The sequence below is a fragment of the Streptomyces sp. NPDC045956 genome (genome assembly GCF_056430705.1).
In genome coordinates this window covers 62,237-86,770 of the sequence record NZ_JBWKKZ010000009.1, presented here as the reverse complement: position 1 = coordinate 86,770, position 24,534 = coordinate 62,237, and the positions used below count along the sequence as shown (strand labels likewise).

The 24,534-nt window shown below is 71.8% G+C and carries 18 protein-coding genes; 5 read left to right on the top strand and 13 right to left on the bottom strand.

Features of this window, described 5'->3' with window-relative positions:
- Nucleotides 1-168: 168 nt before the first annotated feature.
- The gene (locus AC07FV_RS23765; protein ID WP_479089313.1) at nt 169-1,716 is read right to left on the bottom strand and encodes a DUF4192 domain-containing protein; all 1,548 of its coding nucleotides are present in this window, start codon (nt 1,714-1,716) and stop codon (nt 169-171) included.
- A gap of 142 nt (nt 1,717-1,858) precedes the next feature.
- Between AC07FV_RS23765 and AC07FV_RS23760 the strand changes: the two genes are divergently transcribed.
- Together AC07FV_RS23760 and AC07FV_RS23755 are read left to right on the top strand one after the other, a co-directional pair.
- A complete protein-coding gene (locus AC07FV_RS23760) occupies nt 1,859-4,024 on the top strand; it encodes a RecQ family ATP-dependent DNA helicase (protein ID WP_479089312.1) in 2,166 nt (721 codons plus the stop codon).
- Nucleotides 4,025-4,306: 282 nt separating this feature from the next.
- Complete coding sequence (locus AC07FV_RS23755) at nt 4,307-4,921, top strand: hypothetical protein (RefSeq protein WP_479089311.1); 615 nt, start codon at nt 4,307-4,309, stop codon at nt 4,919-4,921.
- Between the two features lie 233 nt (nt 4,922-5,154).
- Here AC07FV_RS23755 and AC07FV_RS23750 read toward each other — a convergent pair whose 3' ends face one another.
- The 3 genes from AC07FV_RS23750 to AC07FV_RS23740 all read right to left on the bottom strand — a co-directional run bounded on the left by AC07FV_RS23750 (nt 5,155) and on the right by AC07FV_RS23740 (nt 7,270).
- Complete coding sequence (locus AC07FV_RS23750; protein ID WP_479089310.1) at nt 5,155-5,787, bottom strand: hypothetical protein; 633 nt, start codon at nt 5,785-5,787, stop codon at nt 5,155-5,157.
- 68 nt (nt 5,788-5,855) lie between these two features.
- A complete protein-coding gene (locus tag AC07FV_RS23745) occupies nt 5,856-6,557 on the bottom strand; it encodes a ribonuclease HII (protein ID WP_479089309.1) in 702 nt (233 codons plus the stop codon).
- A gap of 92 nt (nt 6,558-6,649) precedes the next feature.
- Nucleotides 6,650-7,270: a TetR/AcrR family transcriptional regulator gene (locus AC07FV_RS23740; protein WP_479089308.1), complete on the bottom strand. Its 621-nt coding sequence runs from the start codon at nt 7,268-7,270 to the stop codon at nt 6,650-6,652.
- Nucleotides 7,271-7,451: 181 nt separating this feature from the next.
- On the opposite strand from AC07FV_RS23740, the gene AC07FV_RS23735 reads away from it, so the two are divergent.
- Entirely contained in the window at nt 7,452-8,999 is a 1,548-nt protein-coding gene (locus tag AC07FV_RS23735) for an MFS transporter (RefSeq protein WP_479089307.1), read from the top strand.
- 414 nt (nt 9,000-9,413) lie between these two features.
- Here the strand turns inward: AC07FV_RS23735 and AC07FV_RS23730 are convergent, their stop codons facing one another.
- The 3 genes from AC07FV_RS23730 to AC07FV_RS23720 all read right to left on the bottom strand — a co-directional run bounded on the left by AC07FV_RS23730 (nt 9,414) and on the right by AC07FV_RS23720 (nt 11,714).
- Complete coding sequence (locus AC07FV_RS23730; protein WP_479089306.1) at nt 9,414-10,319, bottom strand: ADP-ribosylglycohydrolase family protein; 906 nt, start codon at nt 10,317-10,319, stop codon at nt 9,414-9,416.
- Nucleotides 10,320-10,331: 12 nt separating this feature from the next.
- Nucleotides 10,332-10,991, bottom strand: a complete 660-nt coding sequence (locus AC07FV_RS23725) for a histidine phosphatase family protein (protein WP_479089305.1) — start codon at nt 10,989-10,991, stop codon at nt 10,332-10,334.
- Between the two features lie 117 nt (nt 10,992-11,108).
- Nucleotides 11,109-11,714, bottom strand: a complete 606-nt coding sequence (locus tag AC07FV_RS23720) for a YdbC family protein (protein ID WP_361014786.1) — start codon at nt 11,712-11,714, stop codon at nt 11,109-11,111.
- Between the two features lie 157 nt (nt 11,715-11,871).
- Here AC07FV_RS23720 and AC07FV_RS23715 point away from each other — a divergent pair, with 157 nt between their 5' ends.
- Complete coding sequence (locus AC07FV_RS23715; protein WP_479089304.1) at nt 11,872-12,405, top strand: TerD family protein; 534 nt, start codon at nt 11,872-11,874, stop codon at nt 12,403-12,405.
- Nucleotides 12,406-12,516: 111 nt separating this feature from the next.
- Here the strand turns inward: AC07FV_RS23715 and AC07FV_RS23710 are convergent, their stop codons facing one another.
- Both AC07FV_RS23710 and nrdR read right to left on the bottom strand, forming a co-directional pair.
- Complete coding sequence (locus AC07FV_RS23710; protein WP_479089303.1) at nt 12,517-15,420, bottom strand: vitamin B12-dependent ribonucleotide reductase; 2,904 nt, start codon at nt 15,418-15,420, stop codon at nt 12,517-12,519.
- Between the two features lie 160 nt (nt 15,421-15,580).
- A complete protein-coding gene (gene nrdR / locus AC07FV_RS23705; RefSeq protein WP_479089302.1) occupies nt 15,581-16,132 on the bottom strand; it encodes a transcriptional regulator NrdR in 552 nt (183 codons plus the stop codon).
- A gap of 595 nt (nt 16,133-16,727) precedes the next feature.
- On the opposite strand from nrdR, the gene lexA reads away from it, so the two are divergent.
- A complete protein-coding gene (lexA, locus tag AC07FV_RS23700; protein ID WP_356611239.1) occupies nt 16,728-17,507 on the top strand; it encodes a transcriptional repressor LexA in 780 nt (259 codons plus the stop codon).
- Between the two features lie 358 nt (nt 17,508-17,865).
- On the opposite strand, the gene AC07FV_RS23695 is transcribed toward lexA, so the two are convergent.
- The 4 genes from AC07FV_RS23695 to AC07FV_RS23680 all read right to left on the bottom strand — a co-directional run bounded on the left by AC07FV_RS23695 (nt 17,866) and on the right by AC07FV_RS23680 (nt 24,313).
- Entirely contained in the window at nt 17,866-19,842 is a 1,977-nt protein-coding gene (locus tag AC07FV_RS23695) for an ATP-dependent DNA helicase (RefSeq protein ID WP_356611241.1), read from the bottom strand.
- 159 nt (nt 19,843-20,001) lie between these two features.
- Nucleotides 20,002-20,691, bottom strand: a complete 690-nt coding sequence (locus AC07FV_RS23690) for a GNAT family N-acetyltransferase (protein WP_479089301.1) — start codon at nt 20,689-20,691, stop codon at nt 20,002-20,004.
- A 105-nt stretch (nt 20,692-20,796) separates the two neighbouring features.
- A complete protein-coding gene (locus tag AC07FV_RS23685; protein ID WP_479089300.1) occupies nt 20,797-22,980 on the bottom strand; it encodes an IucA/IucC family protein in 2,184 nt (727 codons plus the stop codon).
- A 40-nt stretch (nt 22,981-23,020) separates the two neighbouring features.
- On the bottom strand, nt 23,021-24,313 hold the full coding sequence (locus AC07FV_RS23680) for an aminotransferase class III-fold pyridoxal phosphate-dependent enzyme (protein WP_479089299.1): 1,293 nt from the start codon (nt 24,311-24,313) through the stop codon (nt 23,021-23,023).
- Between the last annotated feature and the right edge of the window lie 221 nt (nt 24,314-24,534).

The following is a 24,534-nucleotide window of genomic DNA, read 5'->3' as shown; positions in this document are numbered from 1 at the left end:
CGCGCGGTCACGGCGACGCGTTCCGTCCGCGCCTGCGTCTGCGCCCGCGTCCTCCCCCGCACCCTGACCCGCATCTGCGTCGCATCTGCATCTGCATCTGCATCCGTATCCGTATCCGCCCGGTGTCGCCGGCCTCGTGGCTGCCGATGAGCCCCCCAGCCCGCCTCTTCAGACGCCCTCGGTCCTGCCTTCCGTCCCGCTCGTCCCCTTGCGCGCCCCACCCGGACAGGCCTCCTTCCGGCTCGCACTCGGCTTCGCCGAGGCGCGCGGAGGCGTGGAGCCCGTCCGCGGAGCGCCACCGGCGGCCGGGGTACGGGGACGCGTCTGGTTCCCGCCCGGTGCACGGCCCTGCCACCTCTCCCGGCGGCGGACACCGTCGGGCGGGACGACGGAGCGGGTGCGGCGCCGACGGCCGGATGCGGCCGGCACGGTGGCCGAGGACCCGTCCCCTTCCCGCTGCGCAGCCCCGTCCGCCTTTCCGCCCCCGTCCGGAGCGCCGTCTCCCGCGTCCCCCTGGTTCTCTCGTTCCGCGCGCAGGCACCGGCGGACCGACTCGGGGTCGAGGCCCTCGTTGCACGCCTGGTGCAGAAGCCGTGCGAAGAGGTAGTCGGGGTCTGCGCCCAGAGCCATGGCCAAGGCCTCGCGGGCCTCCAGCTCGTCGCCGGTGGACCAGGCGACCCACCCCGCCAGCGTGAGGGGCGCGGCCGCGTGCTCGCCGTAGGAACCGACGCAGCGACGGGCCAGGGCGCGCCAGAGACGCAGTGCGGGAAGAGCCTCGTCACCCTCCATCCACTGGGCCGCGCGGTCGCGTGTCGTACGGTCCTGGAGGCCGAGGATCAGCGCCGCCGCCTCGTCGTTCGCCAGCAGTTGGTCGTCGCGCAGGTCCTCGGCGGGGAGGCCCGACACGGGCCGGGCGCGCGCGAGGCGTCGCATGATCCGCTGTGCCAGGTCCAGCGTTTCCCCGGCCACCTCCGAACGACCGGTGTCGTCGAGGATCCGGGAGACCAAAGGCAACGCGGCCGCGTCCAGGGCGACCTCCTGTTCACCGGCCACGGCGCCCTCCCGGGGGAGCAGCCGCGCCCGCAGGTCGCTCAGCGAGCCGCGTACCTGGATGCCGGCGTAGGTCGCCGCCGCGGCCAGCACCGACGTACCCGGCAGCCCCATGGGGACACCCTCGGGCGGGCAACAGGCCGTGTCGTCGCAGCAGTACGACCAAAAGCGCCCGGCGGAGATGCACAGCGCCTCGACCACCGGAACGTCGAGCCGGCCGCACTCCACTCGCAGCCGCTGCGCCAGAGGCCTCAGTCGCTCCATCACCTGCCGTCCGGTCTCTCCCCGCCCCGGTTCCTGACAGAGATAGGCGACCATCTGCTCGGGGCGCACACCGCGGCGCTCGCTGCCGGTGACCAGGCCTCGCGTCAGCTGTCCGGCCGCACCCGGCCAGTCCTCCGCGTGGGCGGGGATGCCGAGCCGAGCGCGGCCGCCGAAGCGTCCCCGGCCGTTCCTGTCGCGGAGGGCGACCAGGACGATGCTGTCCTCGGGGCGGTACCCGAGGAGGTAGGGCAGGGCATCGGCCAGTTCGGCCGGGGTGCGCAGGGTGACCTGGTGCTCGTCACCAGGACCGTCGCACGGAGTGCGAGCCGCCCGGTTCGGGGGCACGGGGCCCGGGATGTCGCTGTTGTCGGAGGATCCAGTCGTTTCGCTGTGGTTCGTCATGGCCCGACGATCTCGCGGATCGCAAGACTCCGCTTTGCCCTGTGGATAACTTGAATCAGGGCCACGTCAATCCCGAGAGGCGAGGACCACGCCGTCCCGCCCCGCCGCCCGGCTGTCAGTCCCGTCCTGTTGTATGGAACGCATGGAGCACACGAGCAACGCGGATCTCCGGACAGCGGCCGACGCGGTCCTCGCCCGTCTCGTCGGGGACCCGTCCGGCACCGCCCGACTGCGGGACGACCAGTGGCGGGCGATCGAGGCGCTGGTCGCCGACCGGCGCCGGGCCCTCGTCGTCCAGCGCACGGGATGGGGAAAGTCCGCCGTCTACTTCGTGGCGACCGCGCTGCAACGCGAACGCGGCGCCGGTCCCACGGTGATCGTCTCCCCACTGCTTGCCCTCATGCGCAACCAGGTGGAGGCCGCGGCGCGGGCAGGCATCCGCGCCCGGACCATCAACTCCTCCAACACCGAGGAGTGGGAGGCGGTCCAGGACGAGATCACCGCCGGCGAGGTCGACGTGCTGCTGGTGAGCCCCGAGCGGCTCAACAACCCGGACTTCCGCGACCAGGTCCTGCCCAGGCTCTCCGCGGCTACCGGGCTGCTCGTGGTGGACGAGGCGCACTGCATCTCCGACTGGGGGCACGACTTCCGTCCGGACTACCGGCGGCTGCGCACGATGCTCACGGATCTCCCGCCCGGTGTGCCCGTCCTGGCGACCACCGCCACCGCCAACGCGCGCGTGACCGCCGACGTGGCGGAGCAGCTCGGCACCGGAGGCACATCGGACGCGCTGGTGCTGCGGGGACCGCTGGACCGGGAGAGCCTCAGTCTGGGGGTGCTGCGGCTGTCCGACGCGGCGCACCGGATGGCCTGGCTCGCCGACCACCTCGACCGGCTGCCGGGCTCCGGGATCATCTACACGCTCACGGTGGCCGCCGCGGAGGAGGTGACCGCTTTTCTGCGGCAGCGTGGCCACACGGTCGCCTCCTACACCGGAAAGACCGAGAACGCGGACCGCCAGCAGGCCGAGAACGACCTGCTCGCCAACCGGGTCAAGGCGCTGGTCGCCACTTCGGCGCTGGGCATGGGCTTCGACAAGCCCGACCTGGGCTTCGTGGTGCATCTCGGCTCGCCGTCCTCCCCCATCGCCTACTACCAGCAGGTCGGCCGCGCGGGGCGCGGTGTCGAGCACGCCGAGGTGCTCCTCCTGCCGGGCAAGGAGGACGAGGCGATCTGGGAGTACTTCGCTTCTCTGGCCTTCCCTCCGGAGGAGCTGGTCCGCCGCACGCTCGACATCCTGGCCCGCTCGGAGCGGCCCCTCTCCCTGCCCGCTCTGGAGCCGCTGGTGGAGCTGCGCCGCTCCCGCCTGGAGACCATGCTCAAGGTCCTCGACGTGGACGGTGCGGTGAAGCGGGTCAAGGGCGGCTGGATCGCGACGGGGCAGCCGTGGACGTACGACGCGGAGCGCTACGCCTGGGTCGCACGGCAGCGCAAGGCCGAGCAGCAGGCGATGCGCGACTACGCCTCGACGACGGACTGCCGGATGGAGTTCCTGCAACGGCAGCTGGACGACGAGGGGGCCAAGCCCTGCGGCCACTGCGACAACTGCGCGGGCCCGCGCTTCACCGCGGACACCTCGTCCGACGCCCTCGACGCGGCCCGGGTCGACCTGGGCCGGGCCGGGGTCGAGGTGGAGCCGCGGCGGATGTGGCCGACCGGACTCCCGGCGATCGGCGTCGACCTGAAGGGACGCATCCCGGCCGGGGACCAGGCGGGCCCGGGGCGGGCGTTGGGCCGGCTCTCCGACATCGGCTGGGGCAACCGGCTGCGGCCGATGCTCTCACCGCAGGCTCCGGACGGCCCGGTGCCCGACGACGTCGCCAAGGCCGTCGTGGGAGTGCTGGCCGACTGGGCGAAGGGGCCCGACGGCTGGGCCTCGGGGGCGACCGACGCCCCACCGCGTCCCGTCGGCGTGGTGACCGTCGCCTCCCACACCCGGCCCCAGTTGGTCCAGTCCCTCGGGGCGCGCATCGCCGAGGTCGGTCGGCTGCCGCTGCTCGGCTCCGTCGAGTACACGGGCGAGGCGCCCAAGGCGTCCCGCAGCAACAGCGCACAGCGGCTCAAGGCGCTCGACGGCGCCCTGACCGTGCCCCCCGCCCTCGCCGCCGCACTCACCGACCTCGCGGGGCCGGTTCTCCTCGTGGACGACTGCACCGAGACCGGCTGGACCCTCGCCGTGGCGGCCCGACTGCTCCGACGTGCCGGCGCTCAAGGAGTGTTCCCACTGGTCCTGGCCGTGCAGGGGTGATCGACGGCCACGAGCACGCAACACCGCAGCCTGCCCTCGCGAGGCTGTGTCCGGCACGCCCCGTGCGTCACCCGGTCGTCCTCTGGGTAGGGATATAGGACGCGCTTCATCCGATAACGGTCGTCGGCCCCAATTGCTCGTTGCCGCATCCAAGTTCGACAGGAAGAATCGAAGTCCGCTCCCCGCACGGCTCGTCCGTGATCCGGCAGGGCTTCACTGCGGTGCGCGCTCCCCCGAATCCGACCCCGCCCCCAGTGTGGGCGCGTAGCCGAAGGGAGGAACGTGACCTTCGGATTCGCTCCGTCCTCGGCGGCGTCATTGTCATCGTCCGCCGCTTCCGCCACTCGCATGCTCGAACCGGCGGAGTGGGCCGCCGCCGGAATCCCCTTGCTGCGCAATCCGCGGGAGGTGGTCAGCGGGCTGCACGCGAGGCACCACCCGAAGCCGGCGACCGCGATCGTGGCCGTACTCGACGCGGACGAACGACTGCGCGCCAGCGCCTCGTTCACGAGTCGGCCAACCCCGGCCGACGGATGGATGTTCCGCAACGCGCTGCTCTCGCAGCTGCGCCGCGTCATCCCCCACGATCTACGGCGCCGCACTCCGGTGCGTACCGCTGTGCTGGTCTACTGCCGTGAGGGCGACGCGCGTTGGACGGAGGAGGACGGCGCGTGGATGTGGGGGCTGCGGGACGCGTGCACGTTGCACGGGTTGCGCTGTGGCGCCTACATCACCCTGACCAAGGACGGCTGGCAGGTCCTCGGCGAGGGCCGCGGCGGGCGCCGGCCCAACGCGGCGTCGGCGCCCGAGCCGTTCGCCACGTCCGAGGCACCGCTTCCGCCACCGCGCACCGGCGGCGTCGCCTCGGACGTGCTGCGCCGCGCGGCGGCTCGCTGAGCACCGTCCCGCTCCCGCGCCTCGCGGACACCGCCGTGACGACCGGTGCCGACCTGCGTGGACCGATGCCGACCGGTGCCGACCGGTGCCGACGTGCGGCTTACGCGACAGCGTCGATGCCCTGCCGCGCCCCGGAGCGTGCGCCCCGGGGCATGCCGAGCCGACCACCGTGCGGAGCCGGTCCCACGGCCCCCTGGGTCACAGCGACGACCGCCGCACGCGGCGGTACGGGCTCAGACGCCCGCGCCAAGCAGTGAGTTGACGCGCTGCGGGTCACCGCAGACGATCAGCAGGGTGCCGGCCCGGGAGCGGGCTGCGGACAGGGCCGTGACAGCGGCGGCTTCGGGGCCGCCGTTGAGCGCGACCACGACCACGGCCCGTGACACGGCACGGTCGGCGACGGCGGCGTCCGTGTAGAAGACGTCGTCGCCCGCGTCGTGCTGCGCCCAGTAGGCGGCATCGCCGAAGGACAGTTCGTGGGCGGCCCACGGGTGCGGCTCACCAGTGGTGATCACCAACACGTCGCCGGGGGTGCGCCCCGCGTCCAGGAGCAGGTCCACGGCCTCTTCGGCGGCGTCGAGCGCGCCTTCGGGCGAGGCCGGGATCAGCTGGATCTGCGGGGCGGCCGGGGCGGCGGCCGGAGCAGCCGGACGCGACGGGCCGGGGGTGGTTACGGCCGAGTCGCGCGACGCACGCTGCGTCGGCGGCGCCGGCCGCACGGGGCCGGGGCGACCGGGGCGCGGTGGAGCCGCGGGACGGGGGCCGGGTACGGGGCGGGGGGTCGGCGCGGTACGGCCGCTGGCCGGAGTGGCGCGGGGACCCTGGGCCTTCTCGTGAATCTGAGGCTCCTCGGGAATGAGAGGCATGAGCTGATGTTTATCAAACGTTGGTGCGGCTCGCGTCGGCGGGTGGCACATGCCTGCGAGCGGAACTGTCAGAAATCGAAGCCGAGCTGACCCTCGATTTCCGGAACGCTTCCGTCCACCCCGCTGCGGACCTTCTTGAGGTGCTGCCACTGGGGCAGCGCATCAAGATACGCCCACGACAACCGGTGGTGCGGGGTGGGGCCCCGCTCCGCCAGTGCGGCCCTGTGCACGGGCGACGGATACCCGGCGTTGTCCGCGAAGGCGAAGTCTGCATGGTCGATGCCCAGTTCGGCCATCATTTTGTCGCGCTGGACCTTGGCGAGCACCGAGGCCGCCGCGACCGCCACGCAGGACTGGTCGCCCTTGATCACCGTACGAACCCGCCAGGGCGCCCCGAGATAGTCGTGTTTGCCGTCGAGGATGACGGCGTCGGGACGGACCGGCAGAGACTCGAGGGCACGCACGGCCGCAAGCCGCAGGGCCGCCGTCATGCCCAGGGCGTCGATCTCCTCGGGAGAGGCGTGGCCCAGGGCGTAGGAGGTCACCCACGTCCGCAGTTCCTCGGCGAGTTCGGTGCGGCGCTTGAGGGTGAGCAGCTTGGAGTCGGTGAGGCCGACAGGAGCCCGGCGCAGTCCGGTGATCGCGGCGCAGACGGAGACCGGGCCGGCCCACGCACCCCGCCCCACCTCGTCGACACCGGCAATGATCTTCGCTCCGGTCGTGGCGCGGAGAGAGCGCTCGACGGTGTGAGTAGGCGGTTCGTACGGCATGACGCCCTTAGCGTACGCCGCCCCGATCCGTCGGCGACACCCGGTTCCCCCCTATCGGATCGGCACCGCATCGGCGTCCGTACGGGCCGCTGTCAGACGGGGTCGGGGCGCAGCAGCGGGACCATCAGCTGGTCGATCAGTTCCTCGACCTCCTGGTCCGTCCATTCACTTCCGCGAATTTTTGACCGATACATCATCATCGCGGGGACGGCGTCGAAGACGCACCAGTGCATCGCGTCAGATCGCACCTCACCCCGCTCTATCCCGCGGTTGATGACCTCACGAAGCAGGGCGAGGGTCGGCTCGACCACTCCTTTGACAATCACCGAATGGAAGCGCTCCGCCTGCGCGCTGTCGCATTCGTGAATCACTGAGCGCACAGCATGCCCAGGGCGGGAGTACATCGCGTCCCGCGCCCTGAGGCACAGCGCCAGGAGGTCGTCGCGCACGTTCCCGAGATCCGGCGCCGCGTCGAAGCTCGGGAGGCCGGACAGCAGGGCGTCCGCGACGAGGTCCTCCTTGGACGGCCAGCGGCGGTACACCGCGGCCTTGCCGGTCTGGGCGCCGGCGGCCACCCCCTCCATCGTCAGGCCGTTCCAGCCGACGGTGCCGAGTTGGTCGAGGGCGGCCTCGAGGATCGCGCGTTCCAGGACGACGCCTCGTCGGCGCGAGGGCGTCTGGGCGGACGCGGCCGCCCAGTGCGAAGCAACCATGTCGGGGATCTCCAGTGAGCGGGATGTCGGGTGTCGGGCAGGGTGCGCCAGGCGGCCACAACGGGGGACGGACCACACGGCGGCACGGAAAGTGAACGCTTGCGTTCACTGTCTGGGTGTCACTACCGTTGAAGCAACAGTGAACGCAAGCGTTCACTAAGTCATGCGTGGGGGACACATAGTGACAACCTCTTCCTTGGTCAAAGATCGGAAGCCGGGAGCTGCCCGCCGGGAGGGCCATCCCGGCATCGCGCTCACCGTCATCGCGGCCTGCCAACTCATGGTGGTACTCGACGCGACGATTGTGAACATCGCGCTCCCGCACATCCAAGAGGCGCTCAGCTTCAGCACCACCGACCTCACATGGGTCGTGAGCGCCTACACGCTCACCTTCGGCGGCCTGCTCCTGCTCGGCGGCCGAGCCGGAGACATCCTGGGCCGGCGCCGGGTCTTCATGACCGGGATCCTGCTGTTCACCTTCGCCTCCCTGCTCGGCGGCTTCGCCCAGGAACCCTGGCAGCTGCTGGCTGCCCGCGTGCTCCAGGGCGTCGGAGGCGCGATCGCCTCGCCCACCTCGCTGGCGCTGATCACGACGACCTTCCCCGAAGGCCCCGAACGCAACCGGGCCTTCGGCGTCTTCGCCGCGGTGTCGGCCGGCGGCGGCGCCATCGGACTGCTGGCGGGCGGCATGCTCACCGAATGGCTCGACTGGCGCTGGGTGCTCTTCGTCAACGTGCCGATCGGTGTTCTGATCGCCGTGCTCACCCCGTTGTACATCAGCGAGTCGGAACGGCATTCCGGGCGCTTCGACATCGCCGGGGCGGTGACCTCGACGGCGGGCATGGCGTCTCTCGTCTACGGCTTCATACGCGCCGCCGATGAAGGCTGGCGGGACAGTCTGACCATCGGTTCCTTCGCGGCCGCGGTGGTCCTGCTGCTCTCCTTCACCCTCATCGAGTCGCGGGCCAAGGAGCCGATCACCCCACTGAAGATGTTCGCGGACCGGAACCGCTCCGGCACGTATGTGATCATGCTGAGCCTGGCCGCCGCGATGTTCGGCATGTTCTTCTACATCGTGCTGTTCGTCCAGAACGTGCTGGGCTACACGCCCATCCAGGCCGGTCTGGCTTTCCTGCCGGTCACGGTGGTGATCGCCCTCGGTGCGGGGCTCTCGCAGCGGTTCCTGCCCGTCTTCGGCCCGAAGCCGTTCATGGTGGTGGGCTCGGCGCTCGCCGCGCTCGGGCTCGGCTGGCAGGCCCTCATCAGCTCGGACAGCTCCTACGTCGGCGGCGTCCTCGGTCCGATGCTGATCTTCGGCTTCGGCATGGGGCTGAACTTCGTCACGCTGACGCTCACCGCCGTCTCGGGGGTCGCCCAGCACGAGGCGGGCGCGGCGTCCGGCCTGCTCAACGCGATGCAGCAGGTGGGCGGGTCGATCGGGCTCGCCATCCTGACGACGGTGTTCGGCACGGCCAGCAAGGACGAGGCGGAGAAGCAGGTGCAGGACTTCCTCGCCAACGGCTCGGCGGAGCAGAAGGCGGAGTTCGCACAGACGCACCAGCTGCCCGCGCCCTGGGCGCACGACGTACTGGCACAGGGCATATCGGCGGCCTTCATCCCGGCCGCCGCCATGGCCGTACTCGCCCTGGCCACGGCGTGGCTCGTGATCCGGGTACGCAAGAGCGACCTGGAGGCCCTGTCCGGCTCGGCGGGGCCGGGGATCGGCTGAGACCGCGCCGTCGCGGGCCGGGCGAGGGGAGCCGACGGGCGTCACGGAGGCCCGCCGGTCCCCCTCGTGTCGGCCCAGGGTCGACGGGAAGCCCGGGATCGGCACGAGCAGGACCAGGAACAGCCCCACGCCGACCAGCGCGAACAGCGCGCCCACACTCCACCCCCTCGTGACAGTCCCGCCACCGGGCAGGGCCCGGGCGCACACGGCAACACGTCACGACAACGCGCGGGCGGTCACTCGGAGTTCCCGCCGCACACGGAGAGTTCCGACCGTCACATCCGAATAACACCGCACGCGAAGAGCGCCGAACGCCGAGAACGCAGAACGCGGAAGGTGCGGAACCCGGAGGGGGCCGAACACGAAGAGTGCCGAACCCCGTCCCGGCGCGTCGGCCGGCCGGGGGCGAGTCCGCTAGACGGACGCCGCCATCCACTCGGGCAGGACCTCGACCCGCGCCGTCCACTCGGCCGGCGGCGCTCCAGCCCTCTCGGCGGCGACCACTCCGCCCACGATGGCGCAGGTCGTGTCCACGTCCCCGCCGACCTGGGCGGTCGTCCAGAACGCGCGCTCGTAGTCCCCGAGCGCGCGGGCGGCTGACCACAGGGCGAAGGGCACGGTGTCGTGGGCGGTCGTCCGCCTGCCACAGCCCAGTACGGCCGCGACCGTGGCGGCGTCGCCGTAATCCAGCATGTCCCGGGCGCGTCGCAGTCCGGCGCCCACCGCGCTCTTGGGCACCAACGCGATCACCCCGTCGAGAAGCGCGTGCGGGGTCGGCGGACCGCCGGGGTCCGCGGCCAGGGCGGCGGCCGCGGCGACCGCCATGGCTCCCACCACCGCCTCGCGGTGCTGATGCGTGGGGTAGGCCGAGATCTCCGCCTGGTGGGTCGCCTGCTCCGGGTCGTCCGCGTACCAGGCGCCCAGCGGTGCGATGCGCATCGCGGCCCCGTTGCCCCAGGAACCCTGGCCGTTGAAGAGCGCGGCGGCCAGCTCGCGCCAGTCACCGCCCTCCCGGACCAGGCGCAGCAGCCGGTTGACCGCGGGCCCGTAACCCCGGTCGAAGTCGTGGTGGTGGGCGAAGGAGAGCGCCAGGGCGTCCTGGTCCGCACGACCGTGAGAGGCGAGGACGGAGACGACGGAACAGGCCATCTCCGTGTCGTCCGTCCACTGCCAGGTGCCGGGAGGCAGCTCGCGGCGCTTCAGCAGCGGGTAGTTCTCGGGCACGAAGAACTGTGAGCCCAGCGCGTCCCCCACCGACAGTCCGCGCAGGCTGGACAGCGCCCGGTCCAGGCGCTCGTCAGGAGATGAATGAGCGGTCATCGCCCTGCCACTCTATCCGGTGATCCCGAACGGTTCCGGATCTCGCCAGCGTTCGAAGGGACGGTCGAGGGTGTACTTGCCGTCCGAGCCGAGAACGAGCATCCGGACCTCGCCGTTCCCGGGATTCGACAGCGACTCGAATTCCGCGACCGTCCAGTGGAACCACCGCATGCAGAACAACCGCATCGCCAGACCGTGCGTCACCAGGAGCACGTTCGGCGGGTGGTCGGGGTCCTCGAAGCTGCGGAAAAGGCTCTCCAGGAAACCGCCGACCCGGTCGTACACGTCGGCCCCGGACTCGCCCTGGGCGAAGCGGTAGAAGAAGTGGCCGTAGGCGTCCCGGTAGGCCTTCTGCAGGCGCACGTCGTCGCGGTCCTGCCAGTTGCCCCAGTCCTGCTCGCGCAGCCGGGGCTCCTCCCGTATCCGTATGAGCTCGGGATCGAGGTGGAAGCCGCGCAACGTCTCGTGCGTCCGGCGGTACGGGGAGACGTACACGCTGACCCGCTCCGGACCGAACACCTCGCGCAGCCTCTTGCCCGTCTCCTCCGCCTGGGCCCAGCCCTGCTCGGTCAGGGCGAGCGCGTGGTCGGGCTCCCGCTCGTACACGGAGTCGTCGGCATTGCCGATCGACTCTCCGTGCCGGACAAGAACGATGCGCCGTGGTCGTGCCATGTCAGAACCCTAGATCGAGACGGGCGGAACCAAGCACTCGAACCGGCCCCATACGGCGTACCTCACACAGTCCCGCCATCACGGGCGTCGCCCGGCGGCACGGGGTCGGGCCGGATCTCAGACCGTCCAGGACGGCTCCAGCTGCACGATGTCCCCGGTCAGCGCCGCGATGTCGGCCTCCGTCTGGGCGCGCAGGGCGAGGCGCTCCACCCGCTCGGTGCGGTACTTCCCGTGCTCTGCGGCCGACCGCCACATGGACAGGACCAGGTACTCGTGCCCGGGCGCCTCGCCGAACAGCCCGCGCACCATGCCCGGCGAACCGGCCATCGCGGGGTTCCACACCTTCTCCTGCATGAGGACGTAGTGCTCGGCCCGCTCCTCGTGCACGCGGCAGAGAGCCACCCGCAGCAGGTCGGCGTCGGTGAAGCGCGGCTCGAAACCCGTCTTCACGTCGAACCGGTAGTCGAAGAGCCTGACCTGGGCGTCCTTGAAGGTGCCCACCTGGGCCGAGGCGAGGCGGTCGTGGGAGCGGGCCATGAAGGAGTCGTAGAAGGCGCGGCTCTCCCAGAACGCGAAGACGTGCGCCACGTCCTGCCGCCCCCGGCTCCAGCCGCCCCCCTGCCCCCGGAAACCCGGCTCTCCCGGAAGCCCCGCCCACTTCCGCTGCCCCCGCTCGAAACCGCGGCGGTCTACCACGGTGCAGCGAATCCACTTGACCAGCACCGCGCCATGGTAAGGCCAGGAGCGTGGCACCGGTCACTCCCGGGACGACCACTTGCCCGCACCGGCGTCGCTGTGCGTGGCAGGATGGGCAACCGGCCGTCATCGCTCGGCAGTTGTCGCAGCCGGGCGGGGCGGGGGACGTGGGAAGGGGAAGGCTGTGAACGGCCTCAGCAAGGGCGTGGGCAAGGTCGAGGTCGCGCTGCGGTGGGATCCGAGTCCGGCGGGGCAGCCACCCGCCGATCTGGACCTGGTCGCCGGGACGTACACGGTGGACGATCCGTACGGCGATCCCTCTTATGTGGTGCACTTCGACAGCCGCTCCCCCGACGGCACCATCTATCTCAACCGGGACAGCCAGGACGGCAAGGGCTTCGGTTTCGACGAGGTCATGACGCTGGAGCTGGAGCGGCTGGCCCCCCGGTACACGCGCGTGGTGGTGGGCGTCGCCATACAGCAGCGCGCCGAGGACCGCTCGTTCGCCGACGTGTCCAGCCCGGGTCTGCGCATCCGGGAGGGGTACACCGACCTGGCCACGGACGACTTCAGCGGCGTTCAGGGCGCCACGGCGGCCACGGTCGCGGAGTTCGTGCGCGACGAGGCGGGGGCGTGGGAGTTCCGGGCCGGCGTGCACGGCTTCGAGGGCGATCCCGCGGCTTTCACCGCCACCATGGGCGCGGCACGCAGGCCGTGACGACGCGGACGCCGACGCGTGAGTAAGGACGCGTGAACAGGGACGCGTGAGTAAGGGGCGCCCGCCATTGCGGGCGCCCCTTACTCACGGGTTACTACCGGGAGCTACTCGTCAGCTGCAACCGCTGGTCGAGCCGCAGCCCTCGCAGATGTAGCAGGAACCGGCTCGCTGCATCTTCGTGCCACAGGAGAAGCACAGCGGGGCGTCGGCCTGGATGCCCAGCTGCATCTCCACCAGCTCGGCACTGGTGTGCGCCTGCTGCGGAGCGGGCTTGGCCGCCTCGACCTCGGCCTTCGGCGTGGCGACGGCCTTCAGTTCCTGGGCGCGCGGCGCCGACTGGGCCAGGCCCTCGACGTCCAGCTCGTCGTCGGACGGCTCGTACGAGCCGGTCTCCAGGTGGCGCTGACGCTCCTCGGCGGAGTGGATGCCGAGCGCGGAGCGCGTCTCGAAGGGCAGGAAGTCGAGCGCCAGGCGACGGAAGATGTAGTCGACGATCGACTGCGCCATCCGCACGTCCGGGTCGTCCGTCATGCCGGCCGGCTCGAAGCGCATGTTGGTGAACTTCGAGACGTACGTCTCCAGCGGCACGCCGTACTGGAGGCCGACGGAGACCGCGATGGAGAAGGCGTCCATCATGCCCGCGAGGGTCGAACCCTGCTTGGACATCTTCAGGAAGACCTCACCGAGACCGTCGTCCGGGTAGGAGTTGGCCGTCATGTAGCCCTCGGCGCCGCCGACCGTGAAGGAGGTGGTGATGCCGGGACGACCCTTCGGGAGGCGCTTGCGCACGGGGCGGTACTCGACGACCTTCTCGACCGTCTCGCGGATGGCCGCCTCGGTCTTCTCGGTGACCGCCGTCTTCTCCGCCTCCTTGACCGACTTGGTCTTCGCGGAGAGGGGCTGGCCCACCTTGCAGTTGTCGCGGTAGATGGCGAGCGCCTTGACGCCCATCTTCCAGGCCTCGAAGTAGACCTCCTCGACGTCCTCCACGGACGCCGACTCCGGCAGGTTCACCGTCTTGGAGAGGGCACCGGAGATCCACGGCTGGATCGCGGCCATCATGCGGACGTGACCCATGGCGGAGATGGAGCGCTCACCCATGGCGCAGTCGAACACCTCGTAGTGCTCGTGCGCCAGGCCGGGAGCGTCGATCACGTTGCCGTTCTCGGCGATGTGGGCGACGATCGCCTCGATCTGCTCCTCCTGGTAGCCCAGGCGGCGCAGGGCCTGCGGAACGGTGCCGTTGACGATCTGCATCGAGCCGCCGCCGACCAGCTTCTTGAACTTGACCAGGGCGAGGTCGGGCTCGAGGCCGGTGGTGTCGCAGGACATCGCCAGACCGATGGTGCCGGTCGGGGCGATGACGGACGCCTGGGCGTTACGGAAACCGTTCTTCTCGCCGAGGCGCAGCACGTCCTGCCAGGCCTCGGTGGCGGCGGCCCAGATCGGCGTGTCCAGGTCGTCCATGCGGACGGCCTTGGCGTTCTCGTCGGAGTGCTGCTTCATGACCCTGAGGTGCGGCTGCTCGTTGCGGGCGTAGCCGTCGTAGGGGCCGACGATCGCGGCGAGCTCGGCGGAGCGGCGGTACGACGTGCCGGTCATCAGGGAGGTGATGGCACCGGCCAGGGCGCGGCCGCCGTCGGAGTCGTAGGCGTGGCCGGTCGCCATCAGCAGGGCGCCGAGGTTGGCGTAGCCGATGCCGAGCTGGCGGAAGGCGCGGGTGTTCTCGCCGATCTTCTGGGTCGGGAAGTCCGCGAAGCAGATGGAGATGTCCATCGCGGTGATGACGAGCTCCACGACCTTGGCGAAGCGCTCGGAGTCGAAGGACTGGTTGCCCTTGCCGTCGTCCTTGAGGAACTTCATCAGGTTCAGCGAGGCGAGGTTGCAGGACGTGTTGTCCAGGTGCATGTACTCGCTGCAGGGGTTCGAGCCGTTGATGCGGCCGGACTCCGGGCAGGTGTGCCAGTTGTTGATGGTGTCGTCGTACTGGATGCCCGGGTCGGCGCAGGCCCAGGCGGCCTCGGCCATCTTGCGGAAGAGCGCCTTGGCGTCGACCTCCTCGATGACCTCGCCGGTCATCCGGGACGTCAGGCCGAACTTGCCGCCGTCCTGGACGGCCTTCATGAACGTGTCGTTCACGCGGACCGAGTTGTTGGCGTTCTGGTACTGGACGGACGTGATGTCGTCGCCGCCCAGGTCCATGTCGAAGCCCGCGTCACGCAGGGCGCGGATCTTCTCCTCTTCCTTGACCTTGGTCTCGATGAAGCCCTCGATGTCGGGGTGGTCGACGTCGAGGATGACCATCTTGGCGGCCCGGCGCGTGGCGCCACCGGACTTGATCGTGCCGGCGGAGGCGTCGGCGCCGCGCATGAAGGAGACCGGGCCGGAGGCGTTGCCGCCGGAGGACAGCAGCTCCTTGGAGGAGCGGATACGGGAGAGGTTCAGGCCGGCGCCCGAGCCTCCCTTGAAGATCATGCCCTCTTCCTTGTACCACTCGAGGATCGACTCCATGGAGTCGTCGACGGACAGGATGAAGCAGGCGGAGACCTGCTGCGGCTGGGGCGTGCCGACGTTGAACCAGACCGGGCTGTTGAAGCTGAAGATCTGGTGCAGGAGGGCGTAGGCCAGCTCGTGCTCGAAGATCTCGGCGTCGGCGGGCGAGGCGAAGTACCTGTGGTCCTCACCGGCCTTCCGGTACGTCTTCACGATGCGGTCGATCAGCTGCTTGAGGCCGGTCTCGCGCTGCGGGGTGCCCACGGCGCCCCGGAAGTACTTGCTGGTGACGATGTTGACCGCGTTCACCGACCAGAAGTCGGGGAACTCGACGCCGCGCTGCTCGAAGTTGACCGAGCCGTCGCGCCAGTTGGTCATGACGACGTCACGACGCTCCCAGGCCACCTCGTCGTAGGGGTGGACGCCGGGAGTGGTGTGGACGCGCTCGACCCGGAGGCCCTTGCCCGCCTTGGGGCCCTTGGCGCGGGAACTCCGTGCCGGACCGCTCGCCGTCTCTGTCATGCCGCCTCCCTGTACGGGCGAAAACGCCCTGAAGTGCCCCGATTGTTCCCGTGGCACGATGTTCTGTCTGGTGTTGCGGACGTCTCTCGCTCCGCCCGCAACAGGTCTTCCTCACTCGCCGCCGTGCGGCCGGGCCCGGGCACCGGGTCCGGCCCGCCGGTCAGTCGGCGGCGCCCGCGGGCTCGGGGACCTGTGCCGCCCCCGTGGACCCGCGGTCGTTCTCGTGGTTCCCCGCGCCGGCCTCGTCGCCGTCCGGGCCGGGGGGCCTCGTCGCCTCCCTGAGTTCCGCGATCGCGGCCTCGAAGTCTTCGAGCGAGTCGAAAGCCCGATAGACGGAGGCGAACCGCAGATAGGCGACGAGGTCGAGTTCCTGCAACGGGCCGAGGATGGCCAGCCCCACGTCGTGGGTGGTCAGCTCGGCACTTCCGGTGGCCCGCACCGCCTCCTCGACCCGCTGGCCCAGCTGGGCGAGCGCGTCCTCGGTGACGGGGCGGCCCTGGCAGGCCTTGCGCACACCGTTGATGATCTTGGTGCGACTGAACGGTTCGGTGACCCCGGACCGCTTCACCACCATGAGCGAGCACGTCTCCACCGTCGTGAAGCGACGGGAGCAGTCAGGGCACTGGCGGCGGCGGCGGATCGACGTGCCGTCGTCCGTCGTACGACTGTCGACGACACGGCTGTCGGGGTGCCTGCAGAAGGGGCAGTGCATGAACTCCGAACCCTCCTCACAGCAGAATCAACAGCCCCGAAAGGCCACTCGGGCCCCTCGAAGCAGCCCCCAGCATAGGCGATCGCGACGGGCCCGAAGACCCGGGGGACCACAACTTGTGGGCTGTTGATGCAATCCAACCACTAGATATGGGGATTGGCTCTTACATTCACACCCTGCACGCGTGTCGCACCCGTGCGTACACGTGACACCCCCGCGTACGGCCACCCGTGCCGCGGCGGCACGCGCCGACGCGGGGCGGGGGACTCACCCGCACGGCCGTACCACCCCGGAGCATGCGGAGATAGCGTGGGCGCCGCGGGGAGGGGGCGTGGCACTACCGCACAGATGGCGGGACCCGCCCGGTCGAACGGGATGCCGGATGGCAGACTGGAGCGACATCCCCGAGGTTGTCACCACGGCGGTGAAGAGTACAGCAATGAGCCCTTTTGTCCGTCGGGCGCCACGGTAGCCATACACCCATACATGCGTTCCGGACGAGCGATTCGCCTTTTTTCACTCGAACGTGTGTTTGGCGCAACCTTTCGAAAGCTACTACCGTTGTGCAGCAGGGAGACCATCGAGAGGGGCCGACGTGACCACCACCGCCGACAGTGCCATCATCACTGCCCAGGACCGCCCCCAGGGCCGACCTGAGCCGGTGCACGCGATGAGCGACGCCACGAACCCAGAGGGGCACAAGCGCTCCTTGCCGGGCCGACCTCCCGGCATCCGGGCGGACAGCTCGGGGCTCACCGATCGGCAGCGCCGGGTGATCGAGGTCATCCGCGACTCAGTGCAGCGGCGGGGGTACCCGCCGTCGATGCGGGAGATCGGTCAGGCCGTCGGCCTCTCCAGCACCTCCTCCGTCGCTCACCAGCTGATGGCACTGGAGCGCAAGGGCTTCCTGCGCCGCGATCCGCACCGTCCGCGCGCCTACGAGGTGCGCGGCTCCGACCAGGCTTCGTCCGTCCAGCCCACGGACACCGCCGGCAAGCCGGCCGCGTCGTACGTGCCGCTCGTGGGGCGCATCGCCGCCGGTGGGCCGATCCTCGCCGAGGAGTCCGTCGAGGACGTCTTCCCCCTGCCCCGGCAGCTGGTCGGTGACGGCGAGCTGTTCGTCCTGAAGGTCGTCGGCGACTCGATGATCGAGGCCGCCATCTGCGACGGCGACTGGGTCACGGTCCGCCGCCAGCCGGTCGCCGAGAACGGCGACATCGTGGCCGCGATGCTCGACGGCGAGGCGACCGTGAAGCGCTTCAAGCGCGAGGACGGCCACGTCTGGCTCCTCCCGCACAACGCGGCCTACGAGCCGATCCCCGGTGACGACGCGACCATCCTCGGCAAGGTGGTGGCCGTACTGCGCCGCGTCTGAGCGCCACGGCGGACGGGCGCGCCGAGACGGCAGCGCCCCGCCGACCCGACCGGGCCCCGGAACCTCTGCGCCGGTTCCGGGGCCCAGCTCTGTCCCGGGCGGGCCGTTGCAGGGCATCGGGCGGTCGAGGCCCGTGACCGGCGACGGGCGTGCGGGCTCAACGCCCCCGGGTGACGGGCATGGAGTCCCGCGAAAGCACCGGGTGGCGGATGTGGGGCCTGCGAGTCCTACGAGCCGATACGGGGCGTGCGGTCACGTCGGCCGGCCCCCGGTATCGGTGGACGGCCGACGGGCCCCGGTGACGGGTCGTCGGCGGGCCCCGGTGGCCGGTGGCGGGGCCCGGTGGCGGGGCCCGCGGTCAGTCGCCTTCCGTCTGACGGGCCGCCGCGTCGATCGCGGCGAGTGATCTGCGGACCTGATTGCGGTCCGTGGTGAACCAGAAGTCGGGCAGCGACGCCTTCAGGTAGCTCCCGTACCGGGCCGTGGCCAGTCGCTGATCCAGCACGGCGACCACCCCGCGATCGCCCGACGCCCGTACGAGACGGCCCGCGCCCTGGGCCATCAGCAGCGCGGCGTGCGTGGCGGCGACCGCCATGAAGCCGTTGCCGCCCGCCTCCTCGACGGCCTTCTGGCGGGCGCTCATCAGGGGGTCGTCGGGGCGCGGGAACGGGATCTTGTCCATGACGACCAGCTGACAGCTCGGCCCCGGGACGTCGACGCCCTGCCAGAGCGACAGCGTGCCGAAGAGGCAGGTCCGCGGATCGGCGGCGAAGTTCTTGATCAGTTCGCCGAGCGTCTCCTCGCCCTGGAGCAGGATCGGGAACTCCGGGATGCGGGAACGCAGCTCCTCGGCGGCGAGCTGAGCCGCCCGCATCGAGGAGAACAGTCCCAGCGTACGGCCGCCCGCCGCCTGGATCAGCTCCGTGAGTTCGTCGAGCATGTCGCCCCGGTCGCCGTCCCGCGCGGGGCGCGCCAGGTGCTTGGCGACGTACAGGATGCCCTGCTTCGGGTAGTCGAAGGGCGAGCCGACGTCGACGCCCTTCCACTGCGGCAGGTCGTCGCCCTCGGTGCCCTCCGGGGCGAGGCCCAGCGAGGCTCCCACCCCGTTGAAGTCGCCTCCCAGTTTCAGGGTCGCGGAGGTCAGGACGACCGAGCGGTCCGTGAAGAGCTTCTCGCGCAGCAGACCGGAGACCGACATGGGGGCGACGCGCAGGGAGGCACCGAAGCGGTCGTGGCGCTCGTACCAGACGACGTCCCACTCGGAGCCGTTCGTGATCCGCTCCGCCACGTCGTGCACCGACTCCACGGAGGCCAGCGCCTGCTTCCGGATCGCGTCCTCGTCCTGCACGGACTTGTCGCGGGTCGCGCCGATAGCCGAGATGACCGTGCGGCAGGCGTCGCGCAGCGCCATCAGGGCGTAGCCGAGGTCCTCCGGGATCTCCTCCAAGCGGCCCGGCAGCGCCAGCTCCATCAGCCGTTCGAAGCCCTCGGCGGCCGTTTGCAGCTGGTCGGCGGCCTTCTCGTTCACGAGCTTCGCGGCCCGCCGCACCGCACGGTTGACCTGCCCGGGAGTGAGCTCTCCCGTCGCCACCCCGGTGACCCGGGACACCAGCTCGTGCGCCTCGTCCACGATCAGCACCTCGTGCGGCGGCAGCACCGGGGCGCCCTCGATGGCGTCGATCGCCAACAGCGCGTGGTTGGTGACGACGACCTCGGACAGTTTGGCGCGCTCGCGGGCCATCTCGGCGAAGCACTCGGCGCCGTACGCGCACTTCGAGGCGCCCAGACACTCCCGCGAGGACACCGACACCTGGGACCACGCCCGGTCGGAGACACCGGGCGTGAGATCGTCCCGGTCGCCGGTCTCGGTCTCGTCCGCCCAGTCGCGCATGCGCAGCAGGTCCTGGCCCAGCTTGCTGGTGGGGGCGGCGGCCTCGAACTGGTCGAACAGGCCTTCCTCCTCGTCCTGCGGCATCCCCTCGTGGAGCCGGTGCAGGCACAGGTAGTTGGACCTGCCCTTGAGCATCGCGAACTCCGGGCGGCGGCGCAGCTGCGGATGGAGCGCGTCGACCGTCCGCGGCAGGTCCCGCTCCACCAGCTGGCGCTGGAGGGCCAGGGTCGCGGTCGCCACGACGACCCGCTCCCCGTGCGCCAGCGCGGGCACCAGGTAGCCGAGCGACTTGCCGGTGCCGGTGCCGGCCTGGACCAGCAGATGGGAGCCGCCGTCGATGGCTTCCTCGACGGCTTCGGCCATGGCCACCTGGCCGGGACGCTCCGTGCCGCCGACGGCGGTGACGGCGGCGTGCAGGAGTTCGGGGAGTGAGGGCTTCGTCATAGCGCGACCACCCTACGGCCCAGGACTGACAGACGGGTCGGCAAGGCGGACACGTGGGGCCGGTGGGGCCGTGGGTACAGCGGTGGCACGGGGGCTCCTGGGCGGCGGGGCCGATGGGCGGGGACGGTGTGGCGGGGCCGGGCTTGCACGGCGGGCGCGCTACGGCAGTGCACCGGAGGACCGTTCCCGGATCATGAGGGCGGCACGCTTGGCGGGCAGGTCGACCTCGCTGGAGAACCGGTACCCGGCGCCGAGGAACGCGGCGACCGAGGGCGTGTTGCGGACGTCCGGTTCGGCGAGCACACGCGTGCAGGCGGGCCGCCGGGCGAGGACGAGGTCGGTGACGGCCCTCAGCAGCGTCGTGCCGAGGCCCTGCCCGCGGTCGGCGGAGTCGCCGATCAGCAGGTGGAGGCCGGTGTCGTGCGGGCGGACGGGGCAGTACCGGGCCAGCGGGTCGAGGTCGGCCCGGTAGACCTCCCAGTAGCTCATCGGCACGCCCTCCAGCACGCCGACGCAGGGGACGCTGCGTCCGTCGCCCGCGAGCTGGGCCCGTACGTGGTCATCGGTCACGTTCGGCGGGCCGGTCAGCTCCCAGAACGCGGCGACGGCGGGGTCGTTCATCCAGCGGGCGATCAGCGGGACGTCCCGTTCGACGTGGACGGGCACCAGCTGGAACCCGCCTTCGGGGGTCGCGGCCGGCCCCCAGTCGGCGATGCGGTCGAGCAGGTCCTCGCGGGTCGCCGCGTCCGCTTCCGCCCGGTCGCGGCGCTCCTGCCCGAGCAGGGCGACGAACTCCTCGGGCAGCTGGAGGTCCAGGGTGTCTTCGGTGCTCGCATCGGTGGAGGTCACGGTGTCGCTCCTTCGGCGGAGGAAGATCGGGAGAGGGGTCGGGGCGGGGTCGGGCGGGGACTCGGTTCCCGAGTCGGAGGAGGGACGCCACGGGCGGCGGCCCGCTCATGCGCGCAGCGGGTTGGGGATCGTGACGTAGACGGACTGGGTGTCCACCGGGCCGGTGAGTTCGTCGAGGCCGTGCAGCCGGGTCAGCAGGTTGGCCTTGCACCGCAGGACGGACGAGTCGAGGAGACGCTCGGCCGGCGGGCAGCGCAGGGGGTCGGCACCCGAGGCCAGGTCACGGAGGAATCCCCGGAAGGCCGCCAGCAGCAGCCCTTCGTCGGCCAGGCGCTGGGAGCCGAGGGCGCCGATCAGGCCGAAGACGTTGTTGACGGCGAGGTAGTACGTGAGGCGCTCGTCGGTGACCTCGTCGGACACGAACGTGTCGCTGTGCTCGCCGATGCCGGGCAGGCGTGCGTCGAGTTCCGCGCGGCGGGACTCGCGGAAGTAGTAGCCCTGGTTGTCCCGGTAGCGGCCGCCGACCGGCCAGCCGCCGGAATCCAGCAGGACGAGGGTGTTCTGCTGGTGCGCCTCCAGGGCGATACCGGCGCGGGCGTCCAGCCACAGGACGGGGCGTACGACGTGCCGCAGGTAGCGCAGGAACCACTCGACGGTCACGGCTGTGCGTGGGCGACCGCTCCGGCCGGCGAGTCGGGTGAGGATCTCGGCCAGCCGGGAGCGCGGGACGCGGGCGGTGTTCCGGCCCGTGCCGTCCGTCCGCCCGTACGGACGCGGCGCGACGAGGCCGGCGACGCAGGAGACGTCGTCCGAGGGCCGGAACGGGTTGTGCCGGATGACGACGTCGAGCCCGCGCACGGGTCCGCCGTCGGACCCGTCGACGCCGAGCCAGGCCGGATCGCGGACGATGTCGAAGTCCGGGTGGGCGGCCCGCCACTGGCGGGACAGGCCCTTGCGCAGCAGACGGTGGACCTCGACTCCGCGGTGGAGCTCCTTGCGGAGGTTCTCCCGGCGGGAGTTGGTGATGTGCAGGGCCAGCGAGAGCTTGAGCATGGCGGCGGCGCCGGGTCGGTGGACGGTCCGCAGGGAGGAGGTGGGGTGCCAGTCGCCGCCCCCGACGCCGAGGTCCCTGAGCAGTCCCGCGTCCAGCAGGGCCGCGGTGCCCGGCCGGTGCCGTACCGCGCGGAACTGCCAAGGATGCAGGGGCAGTAGCGCGTAGCCGTCCGGCGGCACCGTGCCGTCGCCGGCGAGGCGGGCGGTGAGCCCGGGCGCCGTGACCGGTCGGCCGCGCTCGGTCCAGGCCGAGTCGGTGGCGAGGACGGAGGGGGCGACGGCCAGCCAGTGCAGGGGGAAGGAGCCGCGCAGCTCGGGTGAGTACCGGCGTGCCTCGGCCTCGGTGAGACCCTCCCTGCTCTTCGGGGTGGGATGCAGCGGATGCCCGAGGAGGAGTGCCTGCTCGGCGGTGAGGAAGAGGTCGGGGCCTTCGGTGTCGGGGTGGCTGCGATCGCGGCCTACCCCGCGGTCGTCGCGCTCGTCCCGGCCCTCATCCCGGCCATCCTTCCGGTCATCGCCGCCGCGGACGCCTCCGCACTCAGGCTCGCGCTCCCGCTCGCGTTCGCGTTCGTGGAGGAACACGGCCGTGCGGCGTACGGAGTCGGCGACGCGCGCGACGAGATCGGCTCCGTCGGGACCGGGACCGCCGGCCGTCTCCCGGACGAGCAGCGCGGCGAGCGCGACGGCGTCCACCGGGGGCGTGGCGGCGGGAGCGTCCGCCAGGCGGGGGCGGCCGAAGCGGTGGCAGCCTGTCGGCGACCAGTAGCGGACGGGCACGGTCAGGGAGGTCCCGCTGGCCGGCAGCGGCACACGGAGGCTGCCGCTCCCGGGGGCGGACGCACCGGTCTCGCGGGCCCAGCAGCGCAGCAGGTTCTCCACAGCGGCGGTCTGGGCCTCGGCGTAGGGGCCGGGGCCGGGGTAGGCGCCGGGGGCGAGCCCGAGGTCGGACGCAAGGTCGTCCCGGGCATCGGCCCGTGGCGGGGTCTCGGATGCCGCCGCCGAGGAAAGCACAGGAACTGGCGCAGGATGGGCGGCGGAGGCCTGACCTGGAAGTACGGGCCCAGCGGCGGCCCGGCCGGAGACGCCGGGGTCGGCGGAAGCCTGCCGGGGAAGCGCGGGACCATCGGTGGAGGCCGGCGCGGACCGGGCGAGGTGCCGGTCCGGAGCCGCGGCGGCGGCCGAGGGCGGTTCGGCGAGGTCGGCGGGCGCCCGTTCGGGCAGCGGGTTGGTGTGCAACGCGAGTCCTCATGACGAGCGGGAAGCTGGACGGCGGAGTTCAACGTGCGGCGCGCGCCGCGCCCGGTAAGGCGTGGTCGCCGTGACCGCGCTCGACCGCTTCCAGGGCGTCGGCCAGGCGCTCCAGTACCGCCGACGTCTGCTCCTCCGTGATGATCAGCGGCGGCAGCAGTCGCACGACGTCACGGGCCGGGCCCGCGAGGCCGACGATCAACCCGCGACGCAGGCATTCCCGTTGCACGGCGGCGGCGACCGTGGCGGCGGAACCGAGCGCACGACCCGCACCCGCACCACCCCTCCCGCCACCCGCACCACCCCTCCCCCCGTCACCCGCACCACCGAACGCCCCACCGCCCACGACGTCCCACGCCTCCCCCGTACCGCCGCCGGGCGTCTCGCGCGCGCCCTCGGCCTGCGCCACCAGCTCGATCCCGATCATCAGCCCCCGCCCGCGCACCACGCCGACGCACCGGAACTCCTGGGCCAGGCCGCGCAGTCGGGCAAGCGCCCGGGCTCCCAACGTGGCGGCGTGTTCGGCGAGGCGGTGTTCGCGGACGTGGGCCAGGGTGGCCGCGCCCGCCGCCAGGGCGAGTTGGTTGCCGCGGAAGGTGCCGGCGCCGGGCCCTCCGGTGTGCAGGTCGTCGGCGTACACCACGGCCGCCAGCGGCAGGCTGCCGCCGATCGCGTGGGAGAGGACCAGGACGTCGGGGGTGACGGCACCGTGCTCGACCGCCCAGAAGGCACCGGTCCACCCGACGCCGGTCTCGGTCTCGTCGGCGATCAGCGGGACGGACCGTTCGGCCGTGACGCGGCGCAGGTCCTTCATCCAGACCTCCGGGGCGGGCAGCACACCGGCCGCGCCGCGGACCGGCGCGAAGATCACCCCCGCCGGCCGTCGCGCGGCGCCGGCGGGACCCAGGAGGTCGGTGGTCGCGGCGTGGTCGGACTCGGTGAGGGTGACGATCCGGGTCCGTCCGGTGGCGGCACGGACCAGGGCCGCTGCGGTGGCGATCGGCTCGGCACCGGCCGGTCCGCAGAACCGCACGCGCGGGGGGTGGCCCGGCCGGGCCGGCAGGGTGCGCAGCAGCTCGGTGACGAAGGCGTCCTCCACCGGAGTGGTGAGTCCCCCGGCCTGCAAGGGGGCCCCGGAGTCGAGGACCCTGCGGATCGCCTCCCGCACGACCGGGTGGTTGTGCCCCAGGGGCAGGGTCCCGGCGCCCGATACGCAGTCCAGGTAGCGGCGGCCGTCAGCGCCCTCGATGGTGAGCCCCCGAGCCCGGACCGGCACGAGCGGGAGGGCTTGCGCGTGCGTGCGGGCCGAGGGCTCACGCACCGGGCCGCTCCTGCGCGGAGCGGGGGCTCGCGCGGCAACCTCTGCCGCCGGCCCCGCCGGCCCCGCTCCGGCGTCCCGATCCCCGAACGCAGCCCCGCCGGACACAGCTCCCCCGAACGCAGCTCCCCCGTACGCGGATTCCGCCACGGCTCCCGACCTCCCGGCTGTCCGGAGACGCGCCACCGTGTCGGGGGGCCCACGGCACGAGGGACCGCGTCCGG